Here is a 15636-nt window from a genome sequence, read left to right on the forward strand (position 1 = left end):
GGGGTTCTCGTTACGTGTGGCGGGTGGGTACCGGGACCCTGATCAGGTCCTGGGCGATGGTCAGTTCGCCTTCGAAGCCGGCTGCCCTGGCCTGGCGCTCGAAGACGTCGGGTTCGGTGTAGCGCTGGGAGAAGTGCGTCAGCACGAGGTGCCGTACGCCCGACTCCTTCGCCACCCGGGCCGCCTGGCCGGCGGTGAGGTGACCGTGGTCGGCGGCGAGCCTGCTGTCCTCGTCGAGGAACGTCGACTCGATGACCAGCATGTCGCACCCCTCGGCGAGGGCGAACGCTCCGTCGCAGAGCCGGGTGTCCATGACGAACGCGAACCGCTGTCCGCGGCGGGGTTCGGAGACGTCCTCCAGCGGGATGCCGCGCAGCACCCCGTCCCGCTGGATCCGTCCGACGTCGGGCCCGCCGATGCCGTGCTCGGCCAGCTTCGCGGGCAGCATGCGCAGCCGGTCGGGCTCGGTGAGGCGGTAACCGTAGGACTCGACGGGGTGCGAGAGCCGGCGGCTGTCGAGGGTGTACGCGGCGGTGGTGGCGAGGACGCCGTCGGCGGCGACCGGAACCTCGGTCAGCTCGACGGACTCGCGGTAGGCGGTCGCGTACCGCAGCCGGTCGAAGAAGCGCTGGCCGCTCGCCGGGAAGTGGGCGGTGACGGGGTGCGGCACCTGGTCGAGGTTGATCCGCTGGATGACGCCTGCCAGACCCAGCGAGTGATCGCCGTGGAAGTGCGTGACACAGATGCGGTCGATGTCATGAGCGGCGACGCCCGCCCGCAGCATCTGGCGCTGCGTGCCCTCGCCCGGGTCGAAGAGGATGCCCTCGCCGTCCCAGCGCAGCAGATAGCCGTTGTGGTTGCGGTGACGGGTCGGCACCTGGCTGGCGGTGCCGAGGATCACGAGCTCTCGTACGGACACGGGTGGTGGCGCTCCCTAACCGGGGGGCCACTGCATCCCGCGGCCGCCCAGGACGTGGGCGTGCGCGTGGAAGACGGTCTGACCGGCGCCCGCACCGGTGTTGAGCACGATGCGGTAGCCGGTGTCGGTGAGCTTCTCGTCGGCGGCGACCAGACCCGCCTCGCGCAGCACGTCGGCGGCGGCCCGCGGGTCGGCGGCGGCGAGTGCGGCGGCGTCGGGGTAGTGCGCCTTGGGGATGACCAGGACGTGGGTCGGGGCCTGGGGGTTTATGTCGCGGAAGGCGAGGGTCGTTTCGCTCTCGCGCACGATGGTCGCCGGGATGTCCCCTGTAACGATCTTGCAGAACAGGCAGTCGGTCTGCGGTTCTCCCGCCATGGCCCGGCCTCCTAGGTCGTTCGGTCCTCGTGATCAGTACACCGGCATGCTATCCGCCCGGGGCGGGCGGGCGGCTGTCAGCTCCAGCGCCCGGTGCGTCCCATCAGGAGGGCCGCCGCTGCCGTCCCCGCGGTCGAGGTCCGCAGCACACTGGGACCGAGCCGGTACGGGGGCGCTCCCGCCTCGGCGAAGGCGGCCAGCTCCTGGGGGGAGACCCCGCCCTCCGGGCCCACGACCAGCACGATGGTGCCGTCGGCGGGGAGTTCGGCGGTGGCGAGCGGCTCGCTGCCGCTGTCCCGGTCCTCGTGCAGGACGCCCGCGAAGTCCGCCCCGGCCAGCAGGGCGGCGACCTGCTTGGTGGTCATGGCCTCCGTCACCTCGGGGAAACGCACCCTGCGCGACTGCTTCCCCGCCTCGCGCGCGGTGCTGCGCCACTTGGCGAGGGACTTGAGGCCCCGGTCGCCCTTCCACTGCGTGATGCAGCGCGCGGCCTGCCAGGGCACGATCGCGTCGACGCCGGTCTCGGTCATCGTCTCCACGGCCAGCTCACCGCGGTCGCCCTTGGGCAGCGCCTGGACGACGGTGAGGCGGGGCGCGGGTGCGTCCTCCTCGTGGACGCTTCCGAGTCCGGTGACCACGAGCCGGTCCTTGCCCTCGGCCGCTCGTACGACGCCTTCCGCCCAGCGGCCCCGCCCGTCGGTCAGGACGACGTCCTCCCCCGGCTCCATCCGCTTCACGGACACGGCGTGCCGGCCCTCGGGACCGTCCAGGACGTACTCCGGCCCGCCGGGCAGCTGTTCGACGACGAAGACAGGTGCCGTCACCGGGCACTCCTCACACTCACTGCCGCACGCGCGGCTTCCGATTCGGCGGCGAGCAGGCCCACGAGCTCCCCGGCGGGCAGCTCGCGTGCCATCCGGTGCCCCTGGCCGGCCCACAGGGCCATGCCCTGGGCGTCCCCGGTCTTCGCCGCGGCCTTGCGCAGCCCGCTGGTCAGCTGGTGCACCTGCGGGTAGGCGGAGGGGGCGTACGGCCCGTGTTCCCGCACGAACCGGTTGACCAGTCCCCGCGCGGGGCGGCCGGAGAAGGCCCGGGTCAGGGCCGTCGTCACGAACAGCGGGTTGGTCAGGGCCTGCTTGTGCAGGGGGTGCGCTCCGGACTCCGGGCACGGCAGGAACGCCGTACCGAGCTGGGCGGCGTCGGCCCCGGCCGCCAGGACTGCCGTGATCTGGGAGCCGCGCATGATCCCCCCGGTCGCGACGAGGGGCATCTGCACGGCCTCGCGGACCTCGGCGATCAGGGCGAGGAGCCCGGTGCCGGCGAGGCCGCCCTGCGGGTCGTCACGGTGCGTCGACTGGTGGCCACCCGCCTCGGTGCCCTGCACGCAGACCGCGCCGGCGCCCGCCCACGCGGCGTTGCGCGCCTCCTGGGCCGAGGTGACCGTGACGACGGTGAACGTGCCGGCGGCGGCGAAGGCGTCGAGGACCTCGCGGGTGGGGCAGCCGAAGGTGAAGGAGACCACGGGGACCGGATCCTCCAGCAGGATCGCGACCTTGGCCTCGTAACCGTCGTCGCCGCTGGAGTCCGGGTCGCCGAGCGGGGTTTCGTACCAGGAGGCCTCACCGGCGAGCTGCTCGCGGTAGACCTCGACGGCGCTGGGGTCGGCGACCAGCGGCTGCGGCATGAAGAGGTTGACGCCGAAGGCCCCGCCGGTCATCCGCCGGAGCTGCTTCACCTCGTTGTACATCCCGTCGGCCGTCTTGTAGCCGGCGGCGAGGAAACCGAGCCCTCCGGCCTCGGCGACGGCGGCGGCCAGCTCCGGACGGGAGACGCCTCCCGCCATCGGGGCCTGCACGATCGGGTACCGGCAGAGATCGGTCAGCGCCAAGGACATGCCCGCATCGTGCCACGTCCCGCGGATCGTGCCGAATCAGCCCCTTTCACACGGCGGACGCCCGCCGCACACACCGCACCGCCCGCCGGTACGGGACCGGCGGGCGGTGCGGTGACAGGGTTCAGCGGCCGTTGAAGGCGTCCTTCAGGCGGGAGAAGAGGCCCTGCTGCCCGGGCTGGAACTGACCGGTGGGCCGCTCCTCGCCGCGCAGCTTGGACAACTCCCGCAGGAGGCGCTCCTGCTCGGGGTCCATCTTCGTCGGGGTCATGACCTCGACGTGCACGATCAGGTCGCCGCGCCCGCCGCCACGCAGGTGCGTGATGCCGCGCCCGTGCAGCGGGACCGACTGGCCGGACTGGGTGCCCGGCCTGATGTCGATCTCCTCCAGCCCGTCGAGCGTCTCCAGCGGCACCTGGGTGCCGAGCGCCGCGGCCGTCATCGGGATGGTGACCGTGCAGTGCAGGTCGTCGCCGCGCCGCTGGAACACGGCGTGCGAGACCTCGTGGATCTCGACGTACAGGTCGCCGGCGGGGCCGCCGCCGGGGCCGACCTCGCCCTCGCCCGCGAGCTGGATCCGGGTGCCGTTGTCGACACCGGCCGGGATCTTCACGGTGAGGGTGCGCCGCGAGCGGATACGGCCGTCACCGGCGCACTCGGGGCACGGGGTCGGCACGACCGTGCCGAAGCCCTGGCACTGCGGGCAGGGCCGCGAGGTCATGACCTGGCCGAGGAAGGACCTCGTGACCTGGGAGACCTCGCCGCGGCCGCGGCACATGTCACAGGTCTGCGCGGAGGTGCCGGGTGCGGCGCCCTCGCCACTGCAGGTCGTACAGACGACCGCCGTGTCGACCTGGATGTCCTTGGTCGTGCCGAAGGCCGCCTCGTTGAGGTCGATCTCCAGGCGGATCATGGCGTCCTGGCCGCGACGGGTCCGCGAACGGGGCCCGCGCTGCGCGGCGTTGCCGAAGAACGCGTCCATGATGTCGCTGAAGTTGCCGAAGCCGCCGGCTCCGAACCCTCCCGCGCCACCGCCGCCGCCCGAGGAGGACAGCGGGTCGCCACCGAGGTCGTAGACCTGCTTCTTCTGCGGGTCCGACAACACCTCGTAAGCGGCGTTGATCTCCTTGAACCGCTCCTGGGTCTTCGGATCCGGGTTGACATCCGGGTGCAGCTCGCGTGCGAGCCGACGGAATGCCTTCTTGATCTCGTCCTGAGATGCGTCGCGGCGCACGCCTAGTACGGCGTAGTAGTCCGTGGCCACTTACGAATCCGCCAGGATCTGTCCGACGTAACGTGCCACTGCGCGTACCGCTCCCATCGTTCCGGGGTAGTCCATGCGGGTCGGTCCGACCACGCCGAGTTTGGCGACTGCCTCGTCGCCCGAACCGTAGCCGACCGCGACGACGGACGTGGAGTTGAGGCCCTCGTGGGCGTTCTCGTGCCCGATCCGTACGGTCATGCCTGAGTCCGTTGCCTCACCGAGCAGCTTCAGCAGCACGACCTGCTCCTCCAATGCCTCCAGCACCGGCCGGATCATCACAGGGAAGTCGTGCCCGAAACGGGTGAGATTGGAGGTGCCGCCGATGATCAGCCGCTCCTCCGTTTCTTCGACCAGAGTCTCGAGGAGGACGGAGAGCACCGTCGATACGGTTCCCCGGTCCTCGGTCTCGAAGGACTCCGGCAGGTCCTGCACCAGCCGCGGGACGTCCGCGAAGCGTCGTCCGACGACCCGGCTGTTGAGCCGGGCCCGCAGATCCGCCAGCGATGTGTCACCGAACGGCGCAGGGCAGTCGATCATACGCTGTTCGACCCGGCCCGTGTCCGTGATCAGGACGAGCATCAGCCGGGCCGGAGCCAGCGACAGCAGCTCCACGTGCCGCACCGTCGACCGGGTCAGCGAGGGGTACTGCACGACGGCGACCTGCCTGGTCAGCTGCGCGAGCAGCCGGACCGTGCGGCCCACGACGTCGTCGAGGTCGACCGCGCCGTCGAGGAAATTCTGAATGGCCCTGCGCTCCGGCGACGACAGGGGCTTGACGCCCGCGAGCTTGTCGACGAAGAGCCGGTAGCCCTTGTCCGTCGGAATGCGCCCCGCACTCGTGTGCGGCTGGGCGATGAAGCCCTCGTCCTCCAGCACCGCCATGTCGTTGCGGACAGTCGCCGGGGAGACCCCGAGGCTGTGCCGCTCCGTGAGCGCCTTGGAGCCGACAGGCTCCTCGGTGCCGACATAGTCCTGGACGATGGCGCGCAGCACTTCGAGTCTGCGTTCGCTGAGCACCGCGCACACCTCCAGCTGTGGTTCTTCGGCGTCTGCCTGGCACTCTGTGCGTTCGAGTGCCAGCAATCCCCCCGGTCAGTGTACGGGGGCGGGGTGGGCCCGGGGCAAGGGCGACCGGCCACGCCGTCGTGGGATCGCGCAGGTCGTTGCCGATAGCGTCGTCTCATGGACGTCTCTTGGGAAGAGTTCGGCTGGGAGCGGTTGGGCAACGGTACGGGACGGCGGCGCCTCCCCGTCTGGGACGCGACCGCCGCGCTGGTGGCGGGGCCGGACGGTGCGCTGCTCTACGACACCGGAGCGACGCTCCGCGAGGGGGTCGAACTGCGCACCCAGGCCGAGGCCCTGCTGGGCCGCAGGGTGACGCATATCGCACTGAGCCATCCGCACTTCGACCACGTGCTGGGCACCGCCGCCTTCTCCGGGGCGGAGGTCTACGGCGCGGTCGGCACGGCGGAGCTGCTGGGGCGGGGCGCCGAGGAGCTGCGCGCCGACGCGCTGCGGCACGGGATGGGCGAGGCGGACGCCACGGCGGCCACGGACGCCCTGGTGGCCCCGCGGCACCAGGTGAGCGGCGAGTGGACGCTCGACCTCGGCGGCGGCTTCCAGGTGCTGCTGGCCAATGTGGGTCCCGGTCACAGCGGCCACGACCTCGCGGTGCTGGTGCCGGGTTCCCCCGTCGTGGTGCTCTGCGGCGATCTGGTCGAGGAGTCCGGCGAACCGCAGGCGGGCCGGGACGCGGCCCCCTCCCACTGGCCGGCCGCGCTGGACCGGCTGCTGGAGCTGGGCGGCGAGGACGCGCTGTACGTGCCGGGGCACGGGGCGGTGGTGGACGCGGCGTTCGTGCGGGCGCAGCGCGAGCAACTGGCTGTGCGGTTCGGCGTGTCGTGAACACGGCCCCGATTATCGTGCTGCCATGCGCAGCTACCAGCCGGATCTGACTCCGCCGTGGAAGAAGTCCGCCCCCGCCCCCGAGGTCCCCGCCGAGCCCGATCTGGTGGTCGAGGAGGCCGTCACCGGCTTCTGCGGGGCGGTGATCCGGTGCGAGAAGACGGCCCAGGGCCCGACGGTCACGCTGGAGGACCGCTTCGGCAAGCACCGGGTCTTCCCGATGGAGCCGCGCGGCTTCCTGCTGGAGGGCAGGGTGGTCACCCTGGTGCGCCCGTCGGCCGCCGGCCCTGCACGGCCCTCCCGTACGGCCTCCGGCTCGGTGGCGGTGCCCGGGGCGCGGGCGCGGGTGGCCCGGGCGGGCCGGATCTATGTGGAGGGGCGGCACGACGCCGAGCTCGTCGAGCGGGTCTGGGGCGACGACCTGCGCATCGAGGGCGTGGTCGTGGAGTACCTGGAGGGCGTCGACGACCTCCCCGCGATCGTGCGGGAGTTCGCGCCCGGACCTGACGCCCGGCTCGGAGTCCTGGTCGACCATCTCGTGCCCGGTTCCAAGGAGTCCCGGATCGCCGCGCAGGTCACCGACGCGGACGTGCTGGTGGTGGGGCACCCGTACATCGACGTCTGGGAGGCGGTGAAGCCGTCGTCCGTGGGAATCCCCGGGTGGCCGGTCGTCCCGCGCGGCCAAAACTGGAAGACGGGCGTGTGCCGCGCGCTGGGCTGGCCGGAGAACACGGGCGCGGCCTGGCAGCACATTCTTTCCAAGGTCGGCTCGTACAAGGACCTGGAACCGCAACTGCTGGGCCGCGTCGAGGAATTGATCGACTTCGTCACCCTTCCTTCCTGATGTCCCGGGACGGTTGACGAGGATCCGGTACCGATCCCCGTGAACACCTGCGCCGCACACGCACCATCCGTTATTGAGGGATGACGGCAGGGCCGGGCACAGGGGAAGGCACGGGGGTCGGATGACGCGCGAAGTGTGGCGGGACAGTGCGGAGAACGAGGCGGCCTCCGCTGTCTTCCACCTCATGCAGCAGTTGATCGACCAGTACCGCGTCAACCGGCCGGTGATGCCTCTGGTGGTGGCGCAGGCGGAGGACGCCTCGGCCGGGCCGGAGATCGACAGCAGGGTCGAGCAGATCGTCCACCAGGTCCACCGGGCGAACCAGCTGCGGCGGGTCCCGGTGAAGCTGCTCGAAGGCGGCGGCCCCACGCCGTACGAGGCGGCGCTCTCCATGGTCCGCACCCTCACCGAGCGGCCCTGGGAGACCCGGGGCACCTCGCAGTACAAGCCCTTCGCCTTTCCCCGCTCCCGGCTGCTCGCCGCCATCGAGCAGGCCACCGCGACGGTCGTCGCCCAGCCGGACTGGCGCTCCGCCCGTGAGCGCGACGAGCGGATCCTGGAGCAGCTCGGCAGCCTGCGCTGGCGGGCGAACCGCTCGGGGCGCAACACGTGGTGGGACTCGCTGCGGGCCTCCGTCCGTCCGGAGACCTTTCTGGGGGCCGTGTTCATCGCCGTACTCAGCGTGCTGCTGGGTGAGATCGGCTGGGTGCTGACCACGCTGGTCGCCGCAGCGGCCCTGCTCGGACTGACGGTCGTACGGCTGATGACGAGGGCGGCGCCGCCGCTGCTGTGGCTGCGGCCGGCCAGCCGGTGGCTGGCGACCACGTCGTCGCTCGCCGCGTCGAGCACCGCGTACCCGTCGGACGGCTGGTCGCGCTTCTCCCCCAGCGGTTCGTGGCGGGTGATCCGGGCGCGGGCCGCCGCCGTCGCGGAGCGGGTGGCGGACGCGGGGGCGGGTGACGAGCACGCGCGCCAGTTCCACCTGGAGCTGCGGGTCCAGGCGCTGCTGGAGGACCTGCTGGACAGCTATCGGGCACACGCCCTGGACTGGCGGCGCGGCAAGCGCACCGTCCCGCCGGTGGTGTTCCTGCCCACGGCCACCCAGGACAACGGCGGCATCCTGCTGATCAACGCCATCAACAACGTGCGCTCGCGGCGCAGCGAGGTGGATCCGCTGCTGCTCCTGGCCTCCCTGCCGGCCGACCGGATCATGCGGCACACCCCGCCGCTGCCGCCGGAGCCGCCGGCGAACGCCGGTGCCAGTACGGGGGCCCGCGCACGGTACGAGACCTGGGTCGAGGACCTGAGCGTCGGCCAGGCCCCGGCGGCGGCGGTGACGCTGGCCTGGGTGCTGCGGCTGCCCCTGCCCATCGAGCAGCTGACCCACGAGCACGCCCATGTCCAGCTCGTCACCCACCGGGTCCGCCGGACCTGGGCCTGGTGGGTGATGTCGGGGAGGACCGTCACCCTCCTCCTGGTCTGCGCACTGCTGGGGACCTTCCTGTGGAGTGAGCACTGGAAGGAGACGTACTGCTACGGCCCGCTCGTCGGCCGCTCCACGGACGCGGTCCGGCTGGAGGGCCCCGGAGGGGTCAAGGAGTGCGTCGGGGTGGCGACGGTCCCCGAGGTGCGCTTCGCCGAGGGCAACGGCCTCCAGCTGAACGGGGTGGGCAAGGGCGTCACCTTCGAACGGATCGAGCAGGCGATACGGGAGCAGAACGCCTCCATCGGGCCGGGCGAACCGCGTGTCACCGTCGTCTACGCGGGCCCGCTCACCGGCACCGACAAGAACCGGGAGGACACCCGCAAGGGTCTGGAGGAGCTGACCGGCGTCTATCTCCACCAGCGGTTCGTCAACGACACGGCGAATCGTTCCGTCAAGCTCCGGGTCCTGACGGCCAACGGCGGCCAGGACATGCTGCGGCAGACCACGGCGGTCAGGAAGATCATCGAGGTCGCCGAGCGGGACCCGTCCGTCGTCGGCGTGGTGGGCCTCGGCCGCAACACCACGGACAGCGCGGCGGCCACCGGGCTCCTCCAGCGGGCCGGGCTGCCCGTGGTGGACACCACGAACTCCGGCAGCGACCTGGCGCGCCTGTACCCGAACTACTTCGGCCTCGCCGCGACCGACGAGGAGCAGGCGGACGCGGTCGGGCTGATCGCCGGCCGACTGGCGGACCGGCTGGACGATCCGCAGGCCGTCGTCCTGTCCAGGAAGGTGGGCAACGAGGACAAGGACCGCTACACCACCGAACAGCGCAGGGTCGGTCTGGAGATGCTGAAGAAGTCCGGCTTCACCGTGGCCGCCGACACCCAGTACTCCCTGTCCAAGGACGGCGGCTCCGCGAATCTCGACGCGCCCCTGCACGCGATCTGCGGGGCGGAACGCGTGCCCGACGCCCTGTACTTCGCCGGCCGGGTCGAGGACGTCAACACGCTGATGTCCGGCCTGGGACAGACCGCCGGCTGCTCGGACAAGAAGATCACGGTCTTCACCGGCGACGACCTGACCAAGGCGCGTTTCGACGACTCGACGAAGCTCGCGGACAAGGTCACGCTGTACTACGGCGCGCTCGCGCCCATGAGTCAGGGCGGCGGCCGGGCGTTCTACGAGGACTCCCGCAAGGCCCTGGAGTCGCTGCTCCCCGAAGGGCAGCGGCTCGCGGCGCTGCCGAAGGTGCGCCCGTACGAGGACATGATGTTCGCCAGCGGGCAGACCGTCATCTCCTACCAGGCCACGGCCGCCCTCTACGCGGCCGCGACCCGCAGCGACAACCCCCAGAGCGCGGCGGAGACGTGGGCGACGCTCTACTCGGTGGCCCTGCACGACATGCCGACCGGGACCATCACCTTCCGGGGGACGATCCCGTACGCCGACCAGAAGGTGCACGGTCTGAACATCGTCGAGGTCACCCGCCTGGGGCCGGACGCGCAGAGCCGCGTCGTGTGCGGACGGGCCGCGGGCGACCGGACGCCGCTCACCCGCGCCGACTGTCCGGTGGGGTAGGGAGTCCCCTGCGGCCTCAGTCCACCAGGTCCCGCACCACGGCGTCGGCCAGCAGCCGGCCCCGCAGCGTGAGGACCGCGCGGCCCTCGGCGTACGGTCCGGGCTCCAGCAGGCCGTCCGTCACCGCGCGGCCCGCGGCGGCGAGGCCGGCGGGGGCGAGCAGCGACAGCGGGCAGCCCTCGACGAGCCGCAGCTCCAGCAGGATGCGCTCGACCCGGCGGTCCTCGTCGCCGAGCACCTCACGGCCGGCCCCGGGCGAACGGCCCTCGGCCAGGGCCTGCGCGTACGCCCCGGGGTGCTTGACGTTCCACCACCGCACCCCGCCGACGTGGCTATGGGCTCCGGGGCCGGCGCCCCACCAGTCGGCCCCGCGCCAGTACAGCTCGTTGTGCAGGCAGCGGCCCTCGGGCGTACGGGACCAGTTCGACACCTCGTACCAGGAGAAGCCCGCGGCCGCCATCGCCTCGTCCGCGATCAGATAGCGGTCGGCGTGGACGTCGTCGTCCGTCATCGGGACCTCGCCGCGCCGGATGCGCCGGGCGAGCTGGGTCCCTTCCTCGACGATCAGGGCGTACGCCGACACATGGTCGGGCCCGGCGCCGATCGCCGCGTCGAGCGAGGCCCGCCAGTCGTCGTCGGACTCGCCGGGCGTCCCGTAGATCAGGTCGAGGTTGACGTGCTCGAAGCCGGCCTCACGGGCCTCGGCGACACACGCCTCGGGCCGGCCGGGCGTGTGGGTGCGGTCCAGGACCTTCAGGACGTGCTGCCGGGCGCTCTGCATGCCGAAGGAGACGCGGTTGAAGCCGCCCTCCCGCAACGCCGCGAGGTACGCCGGGTCGACGGACTCCGGATTGGCCTCCGTGGTGATCTCGGCGTCCTCCGCCAGCCCGAACTCCTCACGGATCGCCGCGAGCATCCGGACGAGGTCGGCCGCGGGCAGCAGCGTGGGCGTACCGCCGCCGACGAAGACCGTGCGGACCGGGCGGGGGTCGTCGCCGAGCACCTTGCGGGCCTGGCGGACCTCCTCGACGAGGTGGGCCGCGTAGTTGTCCCGGGAGGCCAGGGCGCCACCGGAGCCGCGCAGCTCCGTCGCGGTGTACGTGTTGAAGTCGCAGTAGCCGCAGCGGGTGGCGCAGTAGGGCACGTGCAGGTAGAAGCCGAGCGGCCGGCCGGCGGCGCCTTCCAGGGCATGGCGGGGCAGCGCCCCGTCGTCGGGCACGGGCTCACCATCGGGCAGTACGGAAGGCATACCGTCCATTGTCACTCGCCGGCGGAGCTGTCCCGCACATCCGCCGATCCGTCGACCTGGAGCACGAGCAGGGCCAGGTCGTCGTCCGGCGGGCGCTCGGCGAAGGTGTGGACGGCCCGCTTGATCCGGTCGGCCATCCCGGCGGCCGGAAGCCCCGCACAGCCGGCCAGGACCCGTGCGAGGCCGTCGCCGTCGTCGAACATCAGCCGCCCCGAGCGCCGCTCCGTGACCCCGTCGGTGACGCAGAGGAGGCTGTCGCCGGGCATCAGCACGAAGCTCTGGCTCTCGTACGCCACGTCGTCGACGACGCCGAGCAGCACCTGCGGCTCGGCGGCCGGGCGTACGGAGCCGTCGGGGCGCAGCAGCAGCGGGAGCGGGTGGCCGGCGCTCGCCACGGTGCAGCGCACACCGCCGTCCGGGAGCGGCACGAGATCGCCGTACAGCAGGGAGAGGAAGCGCGACTGGGAGCCGTCCTGGATCTGCTCGCCGCCCTGGAGCTGCTGGCCGCCCGCCGCCGCGACCATGAGGGCGGCGGCCTCGGCCGCCTCCATGGCGTCGTCCAGGAGGAGCCGGTTGAGCCGGTCGAGGACCTCGCCGACGCGGAAGCCCTCCCGGGACAGGAGTCGCAGCCAGGGGCGGGCGAGGCCGGTGACCACGGCGGCTTCGGGGCCGCTGCCCTGGACGTCCCCGAGCACGAAGCACCAGCGGCCGCCGGGGCACGGGAAGAGGTCGTAGAAGTCGCCGCCGACCACGCCGTCGTCCCCGGGCTCGTACACCAGCGCGCTGGTGACGCCGGGTATCTCGGCGACCTTGCTCGGCAGCAGGCCGCGCTGCAGGATGCGGCTGATGGTGGCCTGGCGGGTGTAGGCGCGGGCGGCTCCGACGGCGAGGCCGACCCGGCGCACGAAGTCCGCGAGGAGGGCGGCGGCCTCGTCCGGGATGTGGTCGGCGCCCTCACGGCCCACCAGGACGGCGCCGAGCGTGCGCCCGCCCGAGACGATGCGGTGGGCGAGCGCGGCGCCCCCTGTGCCGTCCCCGCGCTCCGCCGTGGCGCCTCCCGGCCACGGGATGGGCACGGGGCCCGTACCGACGCTGCCCGGCAGACGCAGCGGCTCCTTCTCCAGCGCGGGGCGCAGCAGCGCGGTACGCGCCTCGTCGCGGTGCCAGACCCCGGCGAGCCTGGGGGCGGCCGCCGGGCCTCCGCCCTCGCTCTCCAGCCAGATGGCGCACCAGTCGGCGATCCGGGGCACCAGGAGCCGGCCCGCTGTCGCCGCCACCAGGTCCTCGTCGAGCTGGCCCGCGAGGAGGCCGGACGCCTCGGCGAGGAAGGAGAGCCCGCCGCCCCCGGCCCAGCCCTCGTCGTCCCGCCCCGCGTGCCCGGCGGCGGGGGCGAGGACCCGGCCGGTGCGGGGGCCGCGCCCGCGGGTGGCGTCGCCGTCGGCCTGTGTGTCGGGCAGTCCGTAGCGGTCGTCGCCGGGGAGGCGGGCCCAGACGGTCTTGAGGCCGGTGCGGTAGGTGATGCCCCAGGACTCGGCGAGGGTGGCGACGAGCTGCAGCCCCCGGCCGTACTCGGCGGGGTCGGGGCGCTCGGCACGGTCGTCCCGCACCGACCTGGCGGGGTGGTGGTCGGTGACCTCCAGCACCAGCGCGGCCGGCTCGTGCCCGGCGGAGTCCTCCAGCCTGAGGAGCAGCTCGACCGTCGTACCGGCGTGCACGACCGCGTTGGTGACCAGCTCGCTCGCCACGGTCAGCGCGTCGTCGGTGAGCCGCTCGCCGAACTCGGCGGCGGACGGCAGGCCGAGCCCGGTCCACTCGGCGAGCGCCGCCCTCACGAATCTGCGGGCCGCGGCCGAGGCCTGCGGGATTCCGGGAAGGCTCGTGCGCGCGACCGGACGGGGATCAGCGCCCTGACCTGCTATGACGGTGCCGGGACGCTGAACGATGTCCCGCTGCAAGGGAATGGGCCCCACGGTGCGGCTCCTGACGGTCTCGCGATACGCGCTGACGTATCCCGACAGGGTGACAGACCGGGCGTGCCCATAAGCGCCGAGTGACGGAAGTGGCCCGGGCCGGGGAGGAACGGGCCGGGGCCGGTGGGTGCTCCCGCACCCACCGGCCCCGGCTCCGACCTGCTCCTCGGCTGTTACGCCTCGCGGGAGCCCGCGTACATGTCCTCGATGAGGTCCTTGTACTCACGCTCGACGACCGGGCGCTTCAGCTTGAGGCTGGGGGTCAGCTCGCCGTGCTCGATGTCCAGGTCGCGCGGCAGGAGCCGGAACTTCTTGATGGTCTGCCAGCGCTGCAGGCCCTCGTTGAGGCGCTGCACATAGCCCTCGATGAGCTCCACGGCCTGCGGCGACGCCACCACGTCGGCGTACGGCTTGCCGCCCAGCCCGTTCTCCTGCGCCCAGCCGAGGATGGTCGGCTCGTCGAGCGCGATGAGGGCGGTGCAGAAGTTACGGTCCGCGCCGTGCACCAGGATGTTGGAGACGAACGGGCAGACCGCCTTGAACTGCCCCTCGACCTCGGCCGGGGCGATGTACTTGCCGCCGGACGTCTTGATCAGGTCCTTCTTGCGGTCGGTGATCCGCAGGTAGCCGTCCTGGGAGAGCTCGCCGATGTCGCCGGTGTGGAACCAGCCGTCCGACTCCAGGACCTCCGCGGTCTTCTCGGGCAGCCGGTGGTAGCCCTCCATGAGACCGGGGCCGCGCAGCAGGATCTCGCCGTCGTCCGCGATCCGGACCTCGGTGCCGGGGAGCGGCTTGCCGACGGTCCCGGTGCGGTAGGCCTCGCCCGGGTTGACGAAGGAGGCGGCGCTGGACTCGGTGAGCCCGTAGCCCTCCAGGATGTGGATGCCGGCGCCGGAGAAGAAGAGGCCGATGTCGGGTGCGAGCGCGGCCGAGCCGGAGACACAGGCCCGGAGCCGCCCGCCGAAGGCCTCGCGGATCTTCGCGAAGACGAGGGTGTCGGCGACCTTGTGCTTGGCGCCGAGCCCGAACGGCACGGAGGCCCTGCCGGTGCGCCGGAAGTTGTCCTGCGACACCGTGGCGTACTCCCGGGCGACCCCGGCCGCCCACTGGAAGATCTTGTACTTGGCGCCGCCGCCGGCCCGGGCCTTGGCCGCGACCCCGTTGTAGACCTTCTCGAAGATGCGCGGGACCGCCGCCATGTAGGTCGGCTGGACCACCGGGAGGTTCTCGATGATCTTGTCGACGCGTCCGTCGACGGCCGTGACGTGACCGACCTCGATCTGGCCCGAGGTGAGCACCTTGCCGAAGACGTGGGCGAGCGGCAGCCAGAGGTACTGGACGTCGTCCGCGGTGATCAGCCCGGTCGCCACGGTCGCCTTGGCCATGTACGACCAGTTGTCGTGCGGCAGCCGTACGCCCTTGGGGCGGCCGGTGGTGCCCGAGGTGTAGATCAGGGTCGCCAGCTGGTCCGGGGTGATCGCGGCGACCCGGTCGGTGATCGCGTCCGGGTTCTTCACCAGGTGTTCGGCGCCCCGGGCTTCGAGGTCGGCCAGGGTGAGCACCCAGCCCTCGGGGTCGCCCTCCACGGACTCCGCACCGGCGGGGTCGATGACGACGACATGCGCCAGCTCGGGCAGCGCGGCCCTGCTCTCCCGGGCCTTCGCCAGCTGGGCGGCGTCCTCGGCGATCAGGACGCGGCTGTCGGAGTCGGCCAGGATGAAGGCGGACTCCTCGGTGTTCGTCGAGGGGTAGATCGTCGTGGTCGCGGCGCCCGCGCACATCACGCCGAGGTCGGCGAGGATCCATTCGACGCGGGTGGAGGAGGCCAGGGCGACCCGCTCCTCCGGCCGGACGCCGAGAGCGATCAGACCGGCCGCGATGGCGTGGACCCGCTCGGCGGCCTGCGCCCAGGTGAGCGACTTCCAGTCGTCCGGTCCCTGACCGGAGGCGGCGGGCACCGGATAGCGGTACGCCTCCCCGTCCGGGGTGGCCGCCACGCGGTCGATGAAGAGAGTCGCCACGGAGGGCGGTCGGCTATCGATCAAGGTCTGTGTGTCGCTCACGACGTCCTCCGGGCCTGCGGCATTGCTACGACCGGCTTATGGGTGCTGCTGCTTGTATGTCCTGCTTCTCGTTCCCGCTCGGCCTGCTTGTTTAACTGGCGAGTAACTAACGGGTGGTGATCAGAGTAGAGCGCGTCGGACCGTCGCGT

Annotated in this window: 12 protein-coding genes; 3 read left to right on the plus strand and 9 right to left on the minus strand. The window is 72.3% G+C overall.

Annotated features, from left to right (window positions below; genetic code table 11):
* Window positions 1-10: 10 nt before the first annotated feature.
* The 6 genes from ACIP63_RS04360 to hrcA form a co-directional block, all read right to left on the minus strand.
* Entirely contained in the window at window positions 11-919 is a 909-nt protein-coding gene (locus ACIP63_RS04360) for a ribonuclease Z (protein ID WP_401511340.1), read from the minus strand.
* Window positions 920-934: 15 nt separating this feature from the next.
* Complete coding sequence (locus ACIP63_RS04365) at window positions 935-1294, minus strand: histidine triad nucleotide-binding protein (protein WP_401511342.1); 360 nt, start codon at window positions 1292-1294, stop codon at window positions 935-937.
* A 77-nt stretch (window positions 1295-1371) separates the two neighbouring features.
* The gene (locus ACIP63_RS04370; protein WP_401511343.1) at window positions 1372-2118 is read right to left on the minus strand and encodes a 16S rRNA (uracil(1498)-N(3))-methyltransferase; all 747 of its coding nucleotides are present in this window, start codon (window positions 2116-2118) and stop codon (window positions 1372-1374) included.
* Entirely contained in the window at window positions 2115-3188 is a 1074-nt protein-coding gene (locus ACIP63_RS04375; protein WP_401511344.1) for a nitronate monooxygenase, read from the minus strand. Before ACIP63_RS04375 ends, ACIP63_RS04370 begins: the two co-directional genes overlap by 4 nt.
* Before the next feature lie 121 nt (window positions 3189-3309).
* Window positions 3310-4449: a molecular chaperone DnaJ gene (dnaJ, locus tag ACIP63_RS04380; RefSeq protein WP_393767095.1), complete on the minus strand. Its 1140-nt coding sequence runs from the start codon at window positions 4447-4449 to the stop codon at window positions 3310-3312.
* The gene (hrcA, locus tag ACIP63_RS04385) at window positions 4450-5466 is read right to left on the minus strand and encodes a heat-inducible transcriptional repressor HrcA (RefSeq protein WP_104785565.1); all 1017 of its coding nucleotides are present in this window, start codon (window positions 5464-5466) and stop codon (window positions 4450-4452) included. It abuts the gene before it with no gap.
* 165 nt (window positions 5467-5631) lie between these two features.
* Here hrcA and ACIP63_RS04390 point away from each other — a divergent pair, with 165 nt between their 5' ends.
* The 3 genes from ACIP63_RS04390 (at window position 5632) to ACIP63_RS04400 (ending at window position 10205) form a co-directional block, all read left to right on the plus strand.
* Window positions 5632-6354, plus strand: a complete 723-nt coding sequence (locus tag ACIP63_RS04390) for an MBL fold metallo-hydrolase (RefSeq protein ID WP_401511345.1) — start codon at window positions 5632-5634, stop codon at window positions 6352-6354.
* A gap of 25 nt (window positions 6355-6379) precedes the next feature.
* Window positions 6380-7198 (plus strand): DUF3097 domain-containing protein, encoded by an 819-nt coding sequence (locus tag ACIP63_RS04395; protein ID WP_401511347.1) that lies wholly within the window; start codon window positions 6380-6382, stop codon window positions 7196-7198.
* Window positions 7199-7319: 121 nt separating this feature from the next.
* Entirely contained in the window at window positions 7320-10205 is a 2886-nt protein-coding gene (locus ACIP63_RS04400; RefSeq protein WP_401511348.1) for an ABC transporter substrate-binding protein, read from the plus strand.
* Window positions 10206-10221: 16 nt separating this feature from the next.
* Here ACIP63_RS04400 and hemW read toward each other — a convergent pair whose 3' ends face one another.
* From hemW to ACIP63_RS04415, 3 genes are all read right to left on the minus strand, one after another.
* On the minus strand, window positions 10222-11454 hold the full coding sequence (gene hemW / locus ACIP63_RS04405) for a radical SAM family heme chaperone HemW (RefSeq protein ID WP_401511350.1): 1233 nt from the start codon (window positions 11452-11454) through the stop codon (window positions 10222-10224).
* A gap of 11 nt (window positions 11455-11465) precedes the next feature.
* Complete coding sequence (locus tag ACIP63_RS04410; protein WP_401511352.1) at window positions 11466-13424, minus strand: SpoIIE family protein phosphatase; 1959 nt, start codon at window positions 13422-13424, stop codon at window positions 11466-11468.
* Window positions 13425-13597: 173 nt separating this feature from the next.
* A complete protein-coding gene (locus ACIP63_RS04415) occupies window positions 13598-15487 on the minus strand; it encodes an AMP-dependent synthetase/ligase (RefSeq protein ID WP_401511354.1) in 1890 nt (629 codons plus the stop codon).
* Window positions 15488-15636 lie beyond the last annotated feature (149 nt).

The organism is Streptomyces sp. NPDC088746 (genome assembly GCF_044751065.1).
GTDB lineage: Bacteria > Actinomycetota > Actinomycetes > Streptomycetales > Streptomycetaceae > Streptomyces.

What these genes read in the sequence shown, in the direction of transcription:
- ACIP63_RS04365 (WP_401511342.1), bottom strand. Translation starts at nt 1,294, where the DNA reads ATGGCGGGAGAACCGCAGACCGACTGCCTGTTCTGCAAGATCGTTACA.
- ACIP63_RS04375 (WP_401511344.1), bottom strand. Translation starts at nt 3,188, where the DNA reads ATGTCCTTGGCGCTGACCGATCTCTGCCGGTACCCGATCGTGCAGGCC.
- ACIP63_RS04390 (WP_401511345.1), top strand. Translation starts at nt 5,632, where the DNA reads ATGGACGTCTCTTGGGAAGAGTTCGGCTGGGAGCGGTTGGGCAACGGT.
- ACIP63_RS04395 (WP_401511347.1), top strand. Translation starts at nt 6,380, where the DNA reads ATGCGCAGCTACCAGCCGGATCTGACTCCGCCGTGGAAGAAGTCCGCC.
- ACIP63_RS04400 (WP_401511348.1), top strand. Translation starts at nt 7,320, where the DNA reads ATGACGCGCGAAGTGTGGCGGGACAGTGCGGAGAACGAGGCGGCCTCC.
- hemW (WP_401511350.1), bottom strand. Translation starts at nt 11,454, where the DNA reads ATGCCTTCCGTACTGCCCGATGGTGAGCCCGTGCCCGACGACGGGGCG.